The organism is Streptosporangium sp. NBC_01639 (assembly GCF_045209755.1).
Lineage (GTDB): Bacteria > Actinomycetota > Actinomycetes > Streptosporangiales > Streptosporangiaceae > Streptosporangium.
Genome location: NZ_CP109272.1, coordinates 2818440 through 2835055 on the forward strand (window position 1 = coordinate 2818440; position 16616 = coordinate 2835055).

Consider the following 16616-nt stretch of genomic DNA (forward strand, 5'->3'; position numbering starts at 1 on the left):
GGTGAACGGAACGGCCGGGCGTCCTGACGTATGAATATCCCGAAGAGGGCGGCCGCACAAGGGGCCGGAGACGACGAACGCCCCGGCCGGGAGGCCGGGGCGCGAGCCGTACAGACAGATGATCAGTCGCGGTCGGAGCTGACCGTCGTCGTCTTCACCTGGAGGAGGAATTCCGCGTTGGACTTGGTCTCCCTCATCTTCTCCAGGAGGAGCTCCAGGGCCTGCTGCATGTCCAGGGCGTGCAGCACGCGCCGCAGCTTCCAGGTGATCTGCAGCTCGTCCTTCGACATGAGGATCTCTTCCTTACGGGTGCCGGACGCGTCGACGTCCACCGCGGGGAAGATTCGCTTGTCGGCGAGCGAACGGTTGAGCTTGAGCTCCAGGTTTCCCGTGCCCTTGAACTCCTCGAAGATGACCTCGTCCATCTTGGAGCCGGTCTCGACCAGCGCGGTGGCGAGGATCGTCAGCGAGCCGCCGTTCTCGATGTTGCGGGCTGCACCGAAGAAGCGCTTCGGCGGGTAGAGCGCGGTCGAGTCGACACCGCCGGACAGGATACGGCCGGAGGCCGGGGCCGCCAGGTTGTAGGCCCGGCCCAGACGGGTGATCGAGTCGAGCAGCACGACGACGTCGTGACCCAGCTCCACCAGACGCTTGGCCCGCTCGATGGCGAGCTCGGCGACGGTGGTGTGGTCCTCGGCGGGACGGTCGAAGGTCGAGTGGATGACCTCGCCCTTCACCGACCGCTGCATGTCGGTGACCTCTTCCGGACGCTCGTCGACCAGGACGACCATCAGGTGGCACTCGGGGTTGTTGTGGGTGATCGCGTTGGCGATCGACTGGAGCACCATCGTCTTACCGGCCTTGGGCGGGGAGACGATGAGGCCGCGCTGGCCCTTACCGATCGGCGCCACCAGGTCGATGATCCGGGTGGTCAGGATGTTCGGCTCGGTCTCCAGGCGGAGCCGCTCCTGCGGATAGAGCGGGACGAGCTTGTTGAAGTCGGGCCGCTGACGCGCCTGCTCCGGGTCCATGCCGTTGACCGTGTCGAGACGGACGAGCGCGTTGAACTTCTCGCGGCGCTCACCGTCGCGCGGCTGACGGACGGCGCCGGTGACGACGTCGCCCTTACGCAGGCCGTTGCGGCGGATCTGGGCCAGCGAGACGTAGACGTCGTTGGAGCCCGGCAGGTAGCCGCTGGTCCGCACGAAGGCGTAGTTGTCGAGGATGTCCAGGATGCCGGCGATCGGGATCAGGACGTCGTCGTCGGCGACCACGGGCTCGTTGCTGTCGAAACGGTCACGGCCGCGACGGTTGCGCTCCCGGAACCGGCCACGACGGCCGCGACGGTCATCGTCCTCGCCCAGGCCGTGCTGGTCGCCCCGGTCCTGCGGGCCACGGTCCTGCGGGCCACGGTCCTGCGAGCCGCGATTCTGCGAGCCGCGGTCACCGCGGTCGTTGACGCGCTCCCCGCGGTCACCGCGGTCGTTGACGCGCTCCCCGCGGTCACCGCGGTCGTTGACGCGCTCCCCGCGGTCACCGCGGTCGTTGACGCGCTCCCCGCGGTCACCGCGGTCGTTGCGCTCGCCACGGTCATTGCGGTCGTTGCGGTCACCGCGCTCGCCACGGTCGTTGCGCTCGCCGCGGCTCTGGCCCGCGTCGGCGGCGCGCTGGTCGGTACGGCCGTCGCCACGCTCACGGCGGTCGCCGGTGCGCTCGCCCCGGTCGCTGTTGCGGCTACGGCGGTCGCCACGCTCACGGCGGCTCTCACCGCGCTCGGCGCGACCGTCGGGCTGACCGGTCTCGGCCGGCTGCTCCACGACGGGAGCGGCCACCGGCTCGGGCACGGAGGGCGTCTGCTCGGCCACGGGCTCGGCGGCCACGGGACGGGAACGTTCCCTGCGGCTGCGGGCCGGACGCTCGGCGACCGGCTCGGCCACGGGGGCCGGCGCCGGAACCGTCTGGGTCACCGGCGCTTCCTTGACGGCGGCGGGAGCAGGGGCGTTCTCGCTGGATACGCCCTGCTTCTCCTGGATGGCCGCGATGAGCTGGCTCTTGCGCATCCGCCCGGTCCCGCTGATGCCAAGCCCGGAGGCGATGGCCTGCAGCTCAGGCAGCACCATGGCGGACAGGCCGGTGCCGGAGCGACGGCGCGGCTTGGCCGCGGCGCGAGTGGGGGTGTCGCCGGCCGCCGGTGGCGCGCCGGCGGCGTCGGAGAGGAGTTCGGTGGTGTCGCTCACTAATGGGTCCTTCCCAGGGGTCGGGCGTGGCCACGATCAGCCAATCGTCCCGGTGGTGCGATCGGCCCGGTGGGACAGACCGGGCCGGGTTGCACGTTGCGATCCTCGGCAGCCCTCGCGGACTGCCGCCACTGTCGGAGAAGGGCACATCCCTGCCGCCACCATCGAGATTCGTCGACGGTGGGGCCGGGAAGACACCCCCCGGATTGCTACCGGCAACCAGATGTCGAGGTAATTCGAACGCGCATGTCCCCTCAAACGCCGCCTCTCGTTGCCCCAACCGAATGTGGAGCATTCAGAGGGGACGGATTCGGGGAGGCCACTGCGGCACTCATGCCTCACGGAGTGAGACACAATGCAGCGATGTGTGGCTGACAAGCACGCACCCAACAAGGGGGCACCTGGTGCGGCTACCAGCCTAACATCACCAGCGCACACAGCTATTCCCTGAAGGTCGAAGAGGCATCAGCGTGTCTCGGAAGAGACAACGCACGCACCGCGGGTTTCGACATCCAGTGGCTGGATGTGCCAATCAGTACCCACTTGCGGTGCGATCAAATCCTGCGTATCCACTGTCGAAAACGCAAGAATTGTGGGGCCCGCCCCCGAGATGACCGTGGGGACGCCGATCCCGCGCAGACGTTGTACCAGATCCGCACTCTGCGGCATCGCAGACGCGCGGTAGTCCTGATGCAACCGATCTTCGGTGGCGGCCAGCAACAGTTCCCGCTCCGGCCGCCCGGTCAGTGCCACGACAAGGAGCGCGGCCCGGCCAGCGTTCGCGGACGCGTCGGCGTGCGGCACGTCCTTGGGGAGCAGCCCTCGCACGACCTTCGTGGAGAGCCGGTTCCTGGGAATGATGGCCACGGGCCGAATATCGGCGTGTGGGATCAGCTTCACCATATGTGGCGCATCCGACTGGTCCGTCCACGCGATGGTCAGTCCGCCCGCAAGGCAGGGGGCCACGTTGTCCGGGTGTCCCTCGATCTCGGTGGCCAGTGCGAAGACATCGTCGTCGGTGAAGGCGGATCCGGCCGGTGGGCGGTCGTACCCGGCACCGTCCGGGCCCTCCGCGCCGTCCGCTGCCGGGTACGGTGTGCCGGCCAGCGCCCGTGCCGCGAGGATCCCGGCGCAGATCGCCGCGGAGGAGGATCCCAGACCCCGCGCGTGCGGGATGCGGTTGAGGCAGCGCAGCCGGATGCCCCGCGGCTGCGGGACTCCCATCCGTTCGAAGGTCAGCCGCATCGTTCTCACGATGAGGTGGCCCTCGTCGGGGTCGAGCTCGCCCGCGCCCTCACCCTCGACGTCGATGGTGACGCTCAGGGAGCGGGGACCGGCACCCGGGTCCACCAGGCTGACCTCGACCTCGTCATAGAGGCTGAGGGCCAGTCCCAGGGTGTCGAACCCGGGGCCGAGGTTGGCCGATGTCGCCGGAACCCGGACGACGACCTTGCTGGTATGGGTCATGAGGTGTGTGGGGCGAAGGCCCCTGGCCGAACCATGGGGGAAGGCCCCTGGCTGAGCCATAGGGAGGGAGCCCCTCCTCCTATCTGCCGTGTTCGGTGCGGTGCGGTCGGGTGCGGGCGTCCCGCACCCCACCGGCGTCTCATGGGGCCGGGGGCCGTTCTGTGGATCTTCAATGTCGCGAGGACCGGCCGGCTGGTTTCCTGCAAGGCGGAGGAGGAGCCTGCAACGGAGTTACGGATGACGACGACAACGTGACGAGGGACCAGTCGGCCGACCGCGATGGGCGGAAAAATCCACAGAACTGCCTAAGCGAGTCCGAGGGCGGTCGCCGCGGCGCGGGCGTCGATGGGGATCGTCACCGGGGTAGGGGCACCGGAGATGGCCCAGTCGGGGTCCTTGAGACCGTTCCCTGTCACTGTACAGACGATGCGCTGCCCGGGTTCGACGAGGCCCTGTTCGTGGGCCTGGAGGAGGCCGGCCACACTGGCCGCCGAGGCGAGCTCGACGAACACGCCCTCCTCCTGGGCCAGCAGCTTGTAGGCGGCGGCGATCCGGCGGTCGGTGACGGCCTGGATGACGCCGCCGGACTCGTCGCGGGCGGCCTCGGCGAGCTGCCAGGAGGCGGGGTTGCCGATGCGGATCGCGGTGGCGATCGTCTGGGGACGGGGCACCGGCGCACCGTTGACGATCGGGGCGGCGCCGCTGGCCTGGAAGCCGAACATGCGGGGTGTCCCGGTGGCGAGGCCGTCCCGGGCGTATTCGGTGTAGCCCATCCAGTAAGCGGAGATGTTGCCGGCGTTGCCCACCGGGATGCAGTGGATGTCGGGCGCGTCGCCGAGCGCGTCCACGATCTCGAAGGCCGCGGTCTTCTGGCCCTGGAGCCGGAACGGGTTCACCGAGTTGACCAGGGCGATGGGGTAGTCCACCGACAGCTTCCTGGTCATCTCCAGGCAGTCGTCGAAAGAGCCCTCCACCTGGAGCAGCGTGGCCCCGTGGACCAGCGCCTGGGCCAGCTTGCCCATCGCGATCTTGCCTCGGGGCACCAGCACGGCGCAGGTCAGGCCCGCGCGGACGGCGTAGGCGGCGGCGGAGGCGCTGGTGTTGCCGGTGGAGGCGCAGATGACCGCCTTGGCACCGTCCTCGACCGCCTTGCTGATGGCCATGGTCATGCCACGGTCCTTGAAGCTGCCGGTCGGATTGGCGCCCTCGACCTTGAGATGGACGTCGCAGCCGGTCAGGGCCGAGATCCGGTGCGCGGGGACGAGGGGCGTGCCTCCCTCCATGAGGGTGACGACGGGCGTCGCCGTGGTCACCGGAAGTCGGTCACGGTACTCCTCGATGAGGCCACGCCACGCCCTGGTCATGATTGCTCCTCCCGCGCAGGGAACACACCCTGCGCGTCCTACCTGCGGTGTTGAGCAACGAGTCTACGGGCAACGGCCTCCACGGTGGGATGCGCTGTCCATCCATTGGACAACGCACAGCTCTTTCCCGCCTTTACGCAGGAAACCCTAAGCAACCGGGGATAGGGTTGACCGGACTTGACAAGCGGGAACGCAGACAAAGGGCTTGACGACATGACGGATGGAACGGGGATCGAGCTGCCCCCGATCCGGCACAACGACTACTCCCCGCTGGCCCCGCCCGCGCTCGGCGAATGGGATCCGGCGCTTTCGGTCAGTGTGATCATCCCCGCGTACGGCGGCCAGCACCGGCTTGATCTGGTCCTCGCCGCCCTGGCCGCCCAGACCTACCCCGGCCACCTCATGGAAGTGATCGTGGTCGACGACGGCAGCGACCCGCCGCTGCGGCTGCCGGAGATCGCCCCGCCGGGCACCAGGATCGTCACCGCCGACCCCGGCGGCTGGGGCATCGCGCACGCGGTCAACACCGGGGCCGCCCTCGCGCAGGGGCGGATCGTCCACCGCCTGGACGCCGACATGGTCGTCTGCCGCGAGCACGTCGAAGCGATGGCCCGCTGGCACCACCTGGCCGACTACCTGGTCGCCATCGGCGCGAAGAAGTTCGTCGAGGAGCCGGAGCTGACCCCCGGCCGCCTGCACGACGGGGTACGGACGGGCTCGCTGGAGACCGTCTTCGACCTGTCGAACGCGCTGCCGAGCTCCACCGAGCAGACGATCTCCCGCACCGACGGCCTGCGGGCCAGCCGCAACCCCTACCACGTGTGCACCGGGCCGACGGTGTCGATGCGGCGGGAGATCTTCCACGCCGTCGGCGGTCTCGATCCTGCCGTACTCAGGGGCGAGGACACCGAGTTCGCCTATCGGCTGGCCGCACACGGCGTGGTCTTCATCCCGGAGATGGCGGCCGAGGCCGTCCATCTGGGGCTTCCGGCGCAGCGCCGCGACCGCGACCGGGCGGTCCGCGCGGTCGGCCCCTATCTCGCCCATCGCGTGCCGCTCCGCCGCGACCTGCGCAAGGACAGAGGCCGACGGTGGCTGGTGCCGTACGTGGAGGTGGTGCTCCATGTCGGCGACGACGGTGACGGCGGGCAGGTGCGCGAGGCGGTGAGCGCGGCGCTGGAGGGCACGGTGACCGATGTGCGGATCACCCTGGTCGCCCCCTGGTCCCGGCTGCCTTCGGGCCGCCGCCCCGTGCTCGGCGATCCCTCCTTCGAACTGCGGCTGCTGCGCGAGCACTTCGCCCACGACGAGCGCATCCGGCTGGCCGACGAGGTCTCCCCCACCCCTGCGCCGACCCCGTTCCGCTTCACGGGCCCGGTCTCGGTCCCGCTGGGACCCGACTCCCTGGAACGGATGATCGCCGCTGTCCAGGACGACCGCTCCGGCATGCTCGTCGTCGACCTCGGCGACGACGGCTCGGCGACGCTGGAGCGGACCGAGGCCCTGGGCCGGGCGCGACTGCTGAACGCCGGCGACGTGCTCGGCTCGATCACGGCGACCCATGGCGTACGGCGTGGCGACCGGACGGAGTTCTGGTCGCCCCGGCCTCCGTCTCCGGCGGGCGGGTCCGGAAACGGGACCGTACGGATCCCCGCGGGCGGGTCCGGAAACGGGACCGGACGGACCCCGGCGGGCAAGCCCACGCAGGCCCCGGCGGGCAGGGCCGCGCAGGACACTGCTCCCGCGGCGGAGCCCACGCCCTCCGCGAAGAAGCGGAGGTCCAATCTCGCCCGGCTCCGCTCCGCGATCCGGAAGGGGTGAGGCGGGCCGGCCGGCCACGACCGGATTTCCGCCTCTTCCGGGCAGAATCCTGATCCGAGAGGTCGGCGGTCATCGTGAGATTCCGGCAGCTTGCTGCTCATTCATATTGATCTTTTTCGATGGGATCGCGCCGATTCCGGGAAATCATTCCCGGGGAGCGGAATGTGATCGACCAGATCCCGGCGAACATTCAGACGGATATTCCGGACACCGCCCGTATGTATGACCATCGCCGGAGCAGCAAGGACGACTTTCCCGCTGGCCGGGAGGCCGCGAAGCGGGCGCCCGCCTTTGTCCCCGAGATCCGTGGTGCCCTGCCGGGGATCCGGGTCCTCCTTTCCGGGCGAGCTGGGAGCGGTCACCGACGGCAGGTGACCGCAACCCGGCCGGGGCGAGAGCCCCCGCAGCCCCCGCGCGCGGCTCTCGCCCCCGGAGCGTCATCGGCGGCGGGTGATCGCCCGCCTGACGGACGAGAGCAGGCCATACTGGACGATCTTCCTGGCCGCGGCCAGCTCCTTGCGCAGCCCGCCGATCTCACGCCGCATCTCGACCGCGCTCTTGCGCCAGCGACCCGCCTCGTCGCGCCATTTGGTCACCTGCGCGCGGAGCCGCTCGGTCTCCTTGGTGAGGCGGGCGATCTCGGCCTGCGCCTCCGCCCTGGCGCGGTAGGCGCTGCGGCGGCCGGTGGGCGGCCCCGCCTCGGGCAGGAACCCGTAGGTCCGGCCGTCCACCCAGAGCACCCCGAAGGTGTCCTCGACGGCGTCGTCGAGGTCCTCGCCCTCCCGCACGACGATCGCGGCCCGGGCGAAGGCGGCGGTCCGCTCCAACCTGGCCGCGACGAGCTCCTCGCCGGAGTCCTCGGCCAGCAGCACCCCCACCAGTCCGTATCCGCCGTCCACGGCCAGGTCGAGCAGGCGGGCGAGGCTGTCCTCCCCCGGCACCCACCCGGCGGGCAGCCTCAGCCGGTACGGCGACGCCACCTTGATCTCCGGCGGCCGTCCGCCCGCCGGGCACGGAGGAGCCGCTCCGTCCTCCGGGGACTTCTCTCCCTCCGCCGAAGGCGGCGGGGCCGTCCGCACCGTTCCGGGCGAGCCGGGGACGAGACGCACCCGGCCCTCGTGGGCGTAGTGACCGCGGATCAGCACAAGGTCCAGGTCCGGATCCGTCAGCGGGGCGCGGCCCTCGGCCCGGACGCGGTCCCAGGGACCGGGGACGGTGACCGCGACGTCGGGCAGGGTGCCCGCGAGGACCGCGTCCACGGTCGCGCGGACCTCGTCGTAGCCGTATCCGTACCCGCCCCGCTCCGCCGGGCCCTGCCCTCCGGCGGGCTCGACGACCACGTCCAGGTAGGGCACCTTCCACTGCCGGGCCGGATGGGAGCGGAGCCAGCGGTAGGTCGGGATCCGGTCGGCGACGAACGCGTGGCTGACCCGGTCGATCGGCGCCTTGTCGCGCATCCGCATGGTGGGCCCCAGGTGGAAGGCGCGGGCCAGCGGCTCTGGCACGAAGACCGCGCCCGCCTGGGCGAGCCGGTAACCCATCTCGGTGTCCTGGCCGAGGATGAGATCGGTGTCCATCGGACCCGCCTGGGCGAGCAGCGCGGCGTTGACCGAGGTGGCCCCGCCCACGTGCAGGCTGAAAGCGCGATGCGGGTTGTCGGTGAGACCGCCGGTCCGCTCGATCAGGTCCACCAGCCAGGCGTGCGGCTCGGCCGGCTCGAAGAGCTCGGCCAGGTCGTCGGTGGCCGCCACGGTCTCGGGGGTGGGCAGGTCGGCCGGGGTGAATCGCAGGTAGCCGGTGACCGCGAGGTAGGGCGCCGTGTGGTGCCAGCGCATGTGCGCCTCGACCGACCGGCGGTCCAGGACCACGTCGGAGTCGAGCCAGTGGATCACGTCGCCGGTGGCGGCCCGGAGACCGGCGTTGCGGGCATGGGCCCTGCCGGGAGTGGGGCAGGTGACGAGCCGGGTGCCCGCGGGCCGGATCTCGGGCAGGCGCAGCGGCGGCTCGCTGCCGTTGTCCACCACGACGACCTCGGTCAGGCCGGCGGGATAGGTCTGACCGGCCAGCCCGGCGAGCACCAGGTCGAGCTTGTCCTGGCCGCCGTAGGCGGGCACGACCACGCTGACCCGGAGCGACGGCGTCCAGGCGCCGATCTCGGGCGGGGTGAGGCTCCGGTAGTCGTTGCCGGTGATTCGCGCTGTCACGGCGTTTCCAGGATCAGACTCGGGCGGAAGCCTCGCCACTGGTTCGTCGCGACGCGCAGGAAGTGGGCGAGCGAGAGCCGCCAGGTGTGCTCGGCGCTCACCGAGCGCCGCAGCACATAGCCGAGACCGTGGGTGCGGTAGATGCGCGCCCCGGCGGCATGGGCCGCCTTGAGGAATCCGGCGTCCACCCCACCGGGCAGCGCGGGGAACCCGCCGAGCTCGGTGAACCCGGCCCTGCCCAGCAGGATCGTGCCGCCGGCCACGTGATCGGACCAGATCTCACCGGTGTAGTCGGTGCGGCGGATCGTGGCGTTCAGGGGCTCCAGGTAGAAGAACTCGGCCGCCGTGCCCACGATGTCCGCACCGGTGTACGACCTCGCGAGAAGGAGGTCGGCCAGGTGCTCGGGGCCGTACCAGTCGTCGTCGTCCCATTTCGCGACGTACTCACCGCTCGCCCGGGACGCGGCCGTGTTGAGCGCCTCCCCGAACGGGATGGCCGCGTCCACCTCGATCACGGTGACCGGCAGGTCGCATTCCCGGAGCGCCCGCCGTACCGCCTCGTGGCCGGCGGGGACGCCGTGCAGGGCCAGCAGAACCTCGGTCTCGACCCGCCGCTGCCGGGCGATCTGGGTGAGCGCCGAGCCCAGCAGGTGCGGGCGCATGCTGGACATCACGACGCTGACCTTGGGCACGACCGCGCCGTCCGCGCCGTGCAGGCTGCGGAGGCCGTGGCGGCGCAGCCGTACGCTCTGCTCCTCCCGGCGCAGGTCGGCCACCGAGCGGGGGCCGCCACCGTCCTTCTCCTCGGGCGTCCAGTCGGCGAGCAGCCGGGCCAGACCGGGCTCCACCCAGCCGGGCGAGGCGGCGGCGTGCAGCGGCACCCCCGCCGCGGCCAGGCCGGTGATCACGTCGGTGGGGACCGCGGAGGAGGGCCATCGGACGGTCAGGCCGCGCAACGGTCGGAGACGGGTGACCTCGGTGGCGTCCGGCCGGTCACCGAGCGGCTCTCCGGCCGCCAGCCACTCCTGACCGGTCCAGGACAGCTCCGCCGCCTCTTCGGTCGCCGATCGCTGGAAACCGGTGGGAGTCGCGGAGAGGGCAGGGGGGAGGGGGGTCTGCTGTGCAAGCACCAGCGAAGGATAGCGAGGCGGGATGTTCCGTGGCCGAAGGACCCCGGCGGACTGTGCCATCCGGTATGAGACGAGGCCGCGGCCGATGTGACGTCCGATACGCGACGGGGCCACCGCCGGTACACGACAGGGCCGCGGCCGGTGCGACATCCGGCACACGACAGGGCCGCGGCCGGTGCGACATCCGGCACGACATCCGGTACACGACAGGGCCGCGGCCGGTGCGACATCCGGCACGACATCCGGTACACGACAGGGCCGCGGCCGGTGCGACGTCCTCGGTCGCTCCGGGTTCCCGGCGGGCGTCGGATCCGGCGTCCGCCGCTCTTCGGGCTTTACACCGACGATCACGATCGATCACTGACAGCAGTCACCCAGGTAACAGGAAGCTCCAAGTTTCCTGTTTATCGCCATATTTGCTCTTAAATAGCGGATACCCTCAATTACCTTCCCCGACGGCAGCTCATGACAGAGCGGTAGGAAAGGTACGCGCAGATGCCCACGCCCCGAAAACTGACGCTCCTGGCGGCAATCGTCGGCTTGCTGGCTCTGATCGCGCTGGTCCTGCTCGCCGGGGCCGACGCCATCTCCGTGACGGCGGCCATCGTGCTCGGCGCGATCATGATGGTGCTCGCCGCCCAGGTTCTCGCGGTCGCGACCGTCCGCAGGGTCGACGGCAAGGCTCTGCGCATCGACAACAGGGCCAAGCGCTACGAGGCGGAACTGGCCAAGGTCAGGACGGCCACGGAGCGGCTGGACCGCCGGCTGGACGAGATCGTCGAACTGCTCAGAGAGGACGGGCGCAGGCGGGACGAGGATCTGCAGGCGATCCTGGTCTCCCTCGGCGAGGACCGGCTGGCCGCCATACCTCAGCGCCTGGAGATCGAGGAGATGGTCCACGAGGTCCTGCCGCGCCTGGCCGCGGTGGAGGCCAGAACCGAACAGACCGGGAAAGAGGGACGAGAGGGCACGGCATGACCGCGGCCGATCTCGCCGCCCCGCACGGCTCCCCGCTCCCCCGCGACGCCCGCACCCCGCGCTCCGCGGACGACCGGACCGCCGTCCCGTCCGCGCGGATCAGGCACAACGACTACGGGCCGCTGCTCCCACCCGAGCTGGGCGACTGGGAGCCCCTGCTCCGGGTGAGCGTGGTGATCCCGGCGCACGACTGCCAGCAGGCGCTGGACCGCACGCTCGCCGGGCTGGCCGCGCAGAGCTACCCCGCGCACCTGACAGAGGTGATCGTCGCCGACGACGGCAGCGACCCGCCGCTGCGGATCCCCGAACTCGCCCCGGCGAACACCCGGCTCGTCCGGGTGCCCGACGGCCGGTGGGGGCGGGGCTGGGCCCGCCAGACCGGCGCGGCGGCGGCGGCCGGCGACGTCCTCCACTGGGTCGACTCCGACATGATCCTCGATCGGGAGCACCTCGAGGCGCACATGCGCTGGCACCATCTCGCCTCCTACGCCGTCGTGCTCGGCGACGTCCGGTTCACCCCGGGCGAGGACGGGCCCTGCGCCCAGGAGGTCTCCGCGGCCGTACAGGCAGGGGACACCGAGAAGCTGTTCGACGGGGCGGTCCCGCACACGTGGCGGGCGGGCGTCCTGGAGGAGACCCGCTGGCTGCGGGACGCCGGCGCCGGGGCCTACCGGCTCCACTCGGGAGCCACCACGTCGGTCCCCATGGCGCTCCTGCGCGCCGTCGGCGGGGTCAACACCACGCTGAACATGGGTGAGGACACCGACCTCGGTTTCCGGCTCGCCCAGGCGGGCGCGGTCTTCATCCCCGATCCGCAGGCTCGTGCCTGGCACCTCGGCCCGTCCACGGTCATGCTCCGCGAGAAGGAGGTGCACCGGCACAACTGGTCGGTGCTCCCCGATCTCATTCCCGACCTGCGCTGGCTCCGCGGCCACCCGCGCAGGAACTGGCTGGTGCCGTACGTGCACGTCGTCGTCGACGCCCGGGACGCCTCCTATGAGGACGTCCGGACGACCGTGGACAGCGCGCTCGCCGGCACCCTCGTCGACGTCGCCGTCACCGTGGTCGGACCGTGGTCGGCCCTCACCGGCGGGCGCCGCTCCTCACTGGACGAGCCGCTGCTCGACCTGCGCCTGGTGCGCAACCTGTACGGCCACGAGCCGCGTGTCTCCTTCACCGAGGAGACGCCGCACAGTTCGGCGCCCGCGCCGTTCCGCCTCACCTGCCCCGCGGGCTGGGCGTTCGGCGCGGACAGCCTCGCCGACATGGTGAAACTCGCCGAGAAGGAGCAGTACGGCCTGCTGAGCGCGGCACTTGAGGAGAGGGACACCGGCATCAGGGCGGCCAGGCTCGAACGGACCGCCGCCTTCGCCAGGGCGGCGCTGGTGGACGACGGCGCGGGTGACCTCGACGGCGTGGTGGACGAGCTGTTCGGCTCGTTCTGGGTGAGCGCGGACGAGCTCGGCGTCACGGCCGCGGAGAAGGCGGAGCCCGTCGCCGGAGATCCCGCCAAGTGGCGGGCGAGCTCGGAGCGGTGGAAACGCGAGGCGGAACGGTTGCAGGGCGAGGTGGAGAGCCTGCGCGCGGAGAACGAGAGCCTGCGGGCGGCCGAGCAGCCGCAGGACGAGCGGCGTGGCCCGCTGAGAGGGATCATCGCGACGGCGATGCGTCAAGGAAAGACCGCCTGATGTCCTTTGTGATCAATCTTGTCCGCGCCGCCGAGAAACGGAACGGCAAGCGGCGTGTCCTGGTCTACCATGCGGGCTTCGAGGCGCCGGACGGGCTGGAACCGTACGAGGCGATCGACCTCGACGGCGACCTCGACGGCGCCCCGCGGGCCGAGGAGGGCGCCGCCGAGGTGCTGGTGATCGCCCGGACGGCGACCGACCTCCGCCGGGCCGCGTCCCTGCAGTCCGTCCTGCCCATGGCCACCCGGGTGGTCGTCGCCGTGGAGGAGACACCCCACTGGTACACCGCGCCGGTGCTGTCCCCCACGCCCGCCCACCGCTGGCGGTCGCTGACCGAACTGCGTGTGTACCGGCCGGAACGGCTCGCCTGGGCGGTGGAGGCGGGATTCTCCAAGCCCACGCCCGCCGGCCGTACGCTCGCCGCGATGGCCAGGGCGTTCGCCGGGCACCGGATGGACGCCGTCGCGGCGCCGGTGGCCGGCCTGGCCGGCCCCGGAGCGGCGCACTGGCGTCCCGGCGACCCCAACGCGGCACCGGCCGGGGTGGCCGGCCCCCTCCCCGACCGGTTCGGTGCCCGCGGCGGCGACCTGGTCCTGCGCACCGTCGGGGAGGACCCGCCGCCCTGGTCCGGTGACGAGACCCCGGTGGACCGCCCGGTCGCCGAGCTGATGAGCTGGGAGCGGATCGGCCGCCCCGGCGGTGCCGAGCTCCTGAGGAACGACCTGGGGGACCTGTCGGAGCCCCGGACCATCCCTCCGGTGGACGACCGTTCGGTCAACCCGATGAACTTCCGCACGGTGCCCTCGCTCGGCACCGCCGAGCTGTCCGTGGAGTCCGGCCGCTGGGCGGTCGTCTGCGAGGGCAGGACGCTCACCGTCTTCGGCTCCTCCGGCTGTGTCACCGACGTGGACGTGGACCGGATCAGGCAGGTCAGAGGAGTGAGCCTGGACTGGCGGCGCAGCCACAGCGGCCCGGTGGCCGCGCTGCGCGTCGTCACCGGGCTGGCCGCCGCCGGGGTGCCGCTGTTCTCCGCAACCGTGCCCCGCTGGGCGGGCGCCCTCGGCCCCGAGCTGACCAGACTGATCACCTCGGTCGACGAGGCCGGGCTCGGGGACGACCTGGAGCGGGAGGAGCACAGCATCCGGCTCCGCCGCGAGGCGCTGCGCACTCACGGCGTCCGGGCCCGCTGGGAGCAGCTGGGCGCCCCCGTCACGCCGGTGCCGCCGGTCTCGGTGCTGCTGGCCACCCGCCGTCCGGAGATGGTGCGCTTCGCGCTGGAACAGCTGGCCAGGCAGCGTGGCGCCGAGTTCGAGGTGATCCTCGCCCTGCACGGGCTCCCCGCCGGGCATCCCGACGTGACGGAGGCGGTCGCCTCCTACCAGGGGTCGCTCACCGTGTTCGAGGCGGGCAGGGAGACCGTGTTCGGAGCCGTGCTGAACGAGGCCGCGGCCAGGGCTTCGGGATCGTTCCTGCTGAAAATGGACGACGACGACTGGTACGGGCCCGACTTCATCTCCGACCTGCTCCTGGCCCACTCCTACTCGGGGGCCGAGGTCGTGGGCATGGTGCCCGAGTTCGTCTACCTCGCGTCGATCGGGGTGACCGTGCACCGCGACCAGGTCACCGAGCAGATCACCAATTTCATCGCCGGAGGGACCATCTTCACCGCGCGCTCCGCCTTCGAGGCCGTGGGCGGCTTCCGCCCGCTGCCGGGCACCATCGACGCCCAGTTCCAGCACGCCGTCCAGGCCGCGGGCGGGCAGATCTACCGCACCCAGGGTCTGGGTTACATCCTGCGGCGCGGCAACGCCGCCAACCACACCTGGCGCGAGCCGATCGGCACGTTCCTGCGGCGCAACAAACGACAGTGGCGAGGCTTCCGACCCAGCGCGCTCATGGAGCTCTCCGTGGAGGAGGTGTGAACGCGCCGCGGATTCCGGGCAACGACTACGGGGTTCTCGATCTGCCCGCCCTGGGGTCGTGGGAGCCCCGGCTGTCGGTGAGCGTGGTGATCCCCGCCAGAGGGCAGCAGGAGAAGCTCGACCTCACCCTGGCCGCCCTCGCCGCCCAGACCTACCCCGCGCACCTCCTCGAAGTGATCGTCGTGGACGACGGCAGCGCGCCCCCGCTGCGGCTCCCCGAGATCGCCCCGGAACGGACCCGGATCATCGGCTCCGGCAGCGGCTGGGGCATCGCCCACGCCCTGCTGTCCGGTACGGCGGTCGCCGACGGCGAGGTGATCCACCGGTTGGACGCCGACGTCGTCTCCTACGCCGACCATGTGGAGGCGCACATGCGCTGGCACCACCTGGCCGACTACCTGGTGGTGCTAGGAACGCTGCGCTTCACCGCCATGGCGGGCACCCCGCCCACCGCGGCCGAGGTCCAGATCGCCGTCGCCAAGGACCGGGCCGACTCCCTCTTCGAACTCGACCCCGATCACGGGCACCACTGGATCGACGAACTCGTCACCACCCACCGCGGTTTCCGCGACGCGCCCAGCTCGCTGCTGCACCGCGTCCACGTGGGCGCGACGGTCTCGCTGCCCGCGGCCCTGCTGAGAGCCGCGGGAGGGATGGACACCTCCCTGACGCTCGGCGAGGACACCGAGCTGGGCTACCGGCTCACCCAGACGGGCGCGGTGTTCGTCCCGGACGCCGAGGCGCTCAGCTGGCATCTGGGGACGACGACGGCGATGCGGCGGCCGGCAGAGGTCCGGCGGTACAACGAGCCGTTCATCGCCGACCGCGTGCCGTACCGGCGCCACCTGCGCACCGACGGGGGCCGCCAGTGGCTGGTCCCCTATGTCGACGTCGTGGTGGACGCCCGGGGCGCCTCCTTCGAGGACGTCCGGGCGAGCGTGGACGGGGCGCTGGCGAGCACCCTGCCCGACGTGCACGTCACCCTGGCCGGCCCGTGGGCGTCGCTGACCACCGGGCGCCGCGCGCCACTGGACGACCCGCTCCTCGACCTACGGCTGGTCCGCGGGCAGTACGCCCACGACGGCCGCGTCTCCTTCGTGGAGCAGGTCCCTCCGACCTCGCTCCCCGCACCGTTCCGGCTCACCTGCCCCGCCGGATGGGTGCCCGGAGCCGAGTCGCTGGCCCTGCTGACCCAGCAGGCGGAGAAGGACGACGAGGGACTGCTCCTGGTGGCGCTGGAGGAGAACGAGTCGGGTGTCGTGGCCGCCCGGCTGGAACGGACCGCCTCTGTCGCCCGGGCGCTGCGCGTCGTGCGCGACGGCGAGTCCCTGGACGACGTGATCGCCGACCTGCACGGCGCGACCTGGCTGGACGCCGAGTCGTGGCGGTTCCGGCCGGCGGCGCAGGCCTACCCGTACTGGGCCTCCGACCGCAACCGCGAGGCCGTGCGCTGGCGCGCGCAGGCCGAGCGGGCCAAGCAGTCGGCCGAACAGGCGAAGCGGCAGGTCGCGGCGCTGAAGGCGGAGCTCAAGGAGATGCGCGCCTCGGCGGCCAAAGGCAGTCGCGACACCGCCCGGTGGAAGGAGAAGGCCGAGCAGCGCCGCCTGGAGGCCGTCGCCCTGCGCCAGGCACGGAAACGCTCGCTGCTCAGCCTCACCGTCGGCCGCCTCCGCCGGCTCGTCAGGTAAGGCGCGGTCAGCCGGGAAGGCCCCGCGACAGGACCGCTCCGAGCTGGGCAGAAGAGAGATAACGGCAGGTCACAGCGGTAAGCGCCGCTTCGGAAAAGCTACTGTGGGGAAGACGGC

At 71.6% G+C, this 16616-nt stretch carries 10 protein-coding genes; 5 read left to right on the forward strand and 5 right to left on the reverse strand.

From position 1 onward, the window contains the following. Positions 1-122 precede the first annotated feature (122 nt). The 3 genes from rho to thrC all read right to left on the reverse strand — a co-directional run bounded on the left by rho (position 123) and on the right by thrC (position 5068). On the reverse strand, positions 123-2237 hold the full coding sequence (gene rho, locus OHA77_RS12710) for a transcription termination factor Rho (RefSeq protein WP_406318223.1): 2115 nt from the start codon (positions 2235-2237) through the stop codon (positions 123-125). A gap of 465 nt (positions 2238-2702) precedes the next feature. Continuing rightward, entirely contained in the window at positions 2703-3704 is a 1002-nt protein-coding gene (locus tag OHA77_RS12715; RefSeq protein WP_406318224.1) for a homoserine kinase, read from the reverse strand. Between the two features lie 305 nt (positions 3705-4009). Continuing rightward, on the reverse strand, positions 4010-5068 hold the full coding sequence (thrC, locus tag OHA77_RS12720) for a threonine synthase (RefSeq protein WP_326820427.1): 1059 nt from the start codon (positions 5066-5068) through the stop codon (positions 4010-4012). 213 nt (positions 5069-5281) lie between these two features. On the opposite strand from thrC, the gene OHA77_RS12725 reads away from it, so the two are divergent. After that, positions 5282-6889: a glycosyltransferase gene (locus OHA77_RS12725; protein WP_406318226.1), complete on the forward strand. Its 1608-nt coding sequence runs from the start codon at positions 5282-5284 to the stop codon at positions 6887-6889. Positions 6890-7326: 437 nt separating this feature from the next. Here the strand turns inward: OHA77_RS12725 and OHA77_RS12730 are convergent, their stop codons facing one another. Then, a complete protein-coding gene (locus tag OHA77_RS12730; RefSeq protein WP_406318227.1) occupies positions 7327-9093 on the reverse strand; it encodes a glycosyltransferase family 2 protein in 1767 nt (588 codons plus the stop codon). Then, on the reverse strand, positions 9090-10223 hold the full coding sequence (locus OHA77_RS12735) for a glycosyltransferase family 2 protein (RefSeq protein ID WP_406318228.1): 1134 nt from the start codon (positions 10221-10223) through the stop codon (positions 9090-9092). The genes OHA77_RS12730 and OHA77_RS12735 overlap by 4 nt, the downstream gene beginning before the upstream one ends. A gap of 495 nt (positions 10224-10718) precedes the next feature. Here OHA77_RS12735 and OHA77_RS12740 point away from each other — a divergent pair, with 495 nt between their 5' ends. Genes OHA77_RS12740 through OHA77_RS12755 form a run of 4 tightly spaced genes read left to right on the forward strand, consistent with a single transcriptional unit; the run spans position 10719 to position 16499 of the window. Beyond that, positions 10719-11201 carry a hypothetical protein gene (locus tag OHA77_RS12740; RefSeq protein WP_326820422.1) on the forward strand — a complete coding sequence of 161 codons (483 nt, stop codon included), beginning with the start codon at positions 10719-10721 and terminating at the stop codon, positions 11199-11201. Continuing rightward, complete coding sequence (locus tag OHA77_RS12745; protein WP_406318229.1) at positions 11198-12889, forward strand: glycosyltransferase; 1692 nt, start codon at positions 11198-11200, stop codon at positions 12887-12889. The genes OHA77_RS12740 and OHA77_RS12745 overlap by 4 nt, the downstream gene beginning before the upstream one ends. Beyond that, on the forward strand, positions 12889-14811 hold the full coding sequence (locus OHA77_RS12750) for a glycosyltransferase (protein ID WP_406318231.1): 1923 nt from the start codon (positions 12889-12891) through the stop codon (positions 14809-14811). The genes OHA77_RS12745 and OHA77_RS12750 overlap by 1 nt, the downstream gene beginning before the upstream one ends. Further along, positions 14808-16499 (forward strand): glycosyltransferase, encoded by a 1692-nt coding sequence (locus OHA77_RS12755; protein WP_406318232.1) that lies wholly within the window; start codon positions 14808-14810, stop codon positions 16497-16499. The genes OHA77_RS12750 and OHA77_RS12755 overlap by 4 nt, the downstream gene beginning before the upstream one ends. The last annotated feature ends 117 nt before the right edge of the window (positions 16500-16616 follow it).

Bases quoted from the DNA above. Each gene is read 5' to 3' on its own strand.
- OHA77_RS12725 (WP_406318226.1), top strand. From the start codon at position 5,282: ATGACGGATGGAACGGGGATCGAGCTGCCCCCGATCCGGCACAACGAC.
- OHA77_RS12740 (WP_326820422.1), top strand. From the start codon at position 10,719: ATGCCCACGCCCCGAAAACTGACGCTCCTGGCGGCAATCGTCGGCTTG.
- thrC (WP_326820427.1), bottom strand. From the start codon at position 5,068: ATGACCAGGGCGTGGCGTGGCCTCATCGAGGAGTACCGTGACCGACTT.
- OHA77_RS12715 (WP_406318224.1), bottom strand. From the start codon at position 3,704: ATGACCCATACCAGCAAGGTCGTCGTCCGGGTTCCGGCGACATCGGCC.
- OHA77_RS12745 (WP_406318229.1), top strand. From the start codon at position 11,198: ATGACCGCGGCCGATCTCGCCGCCCCGCACGGCTCCCCGCTCCCCCGC.
- OHA77_RS12750 (WP_406318231.1), top strand. From the start codon at position 12,889: ATGTCCTTTGTGATCAATCTTGTCCGCGCCGCCGAGAAACGGAACGGC.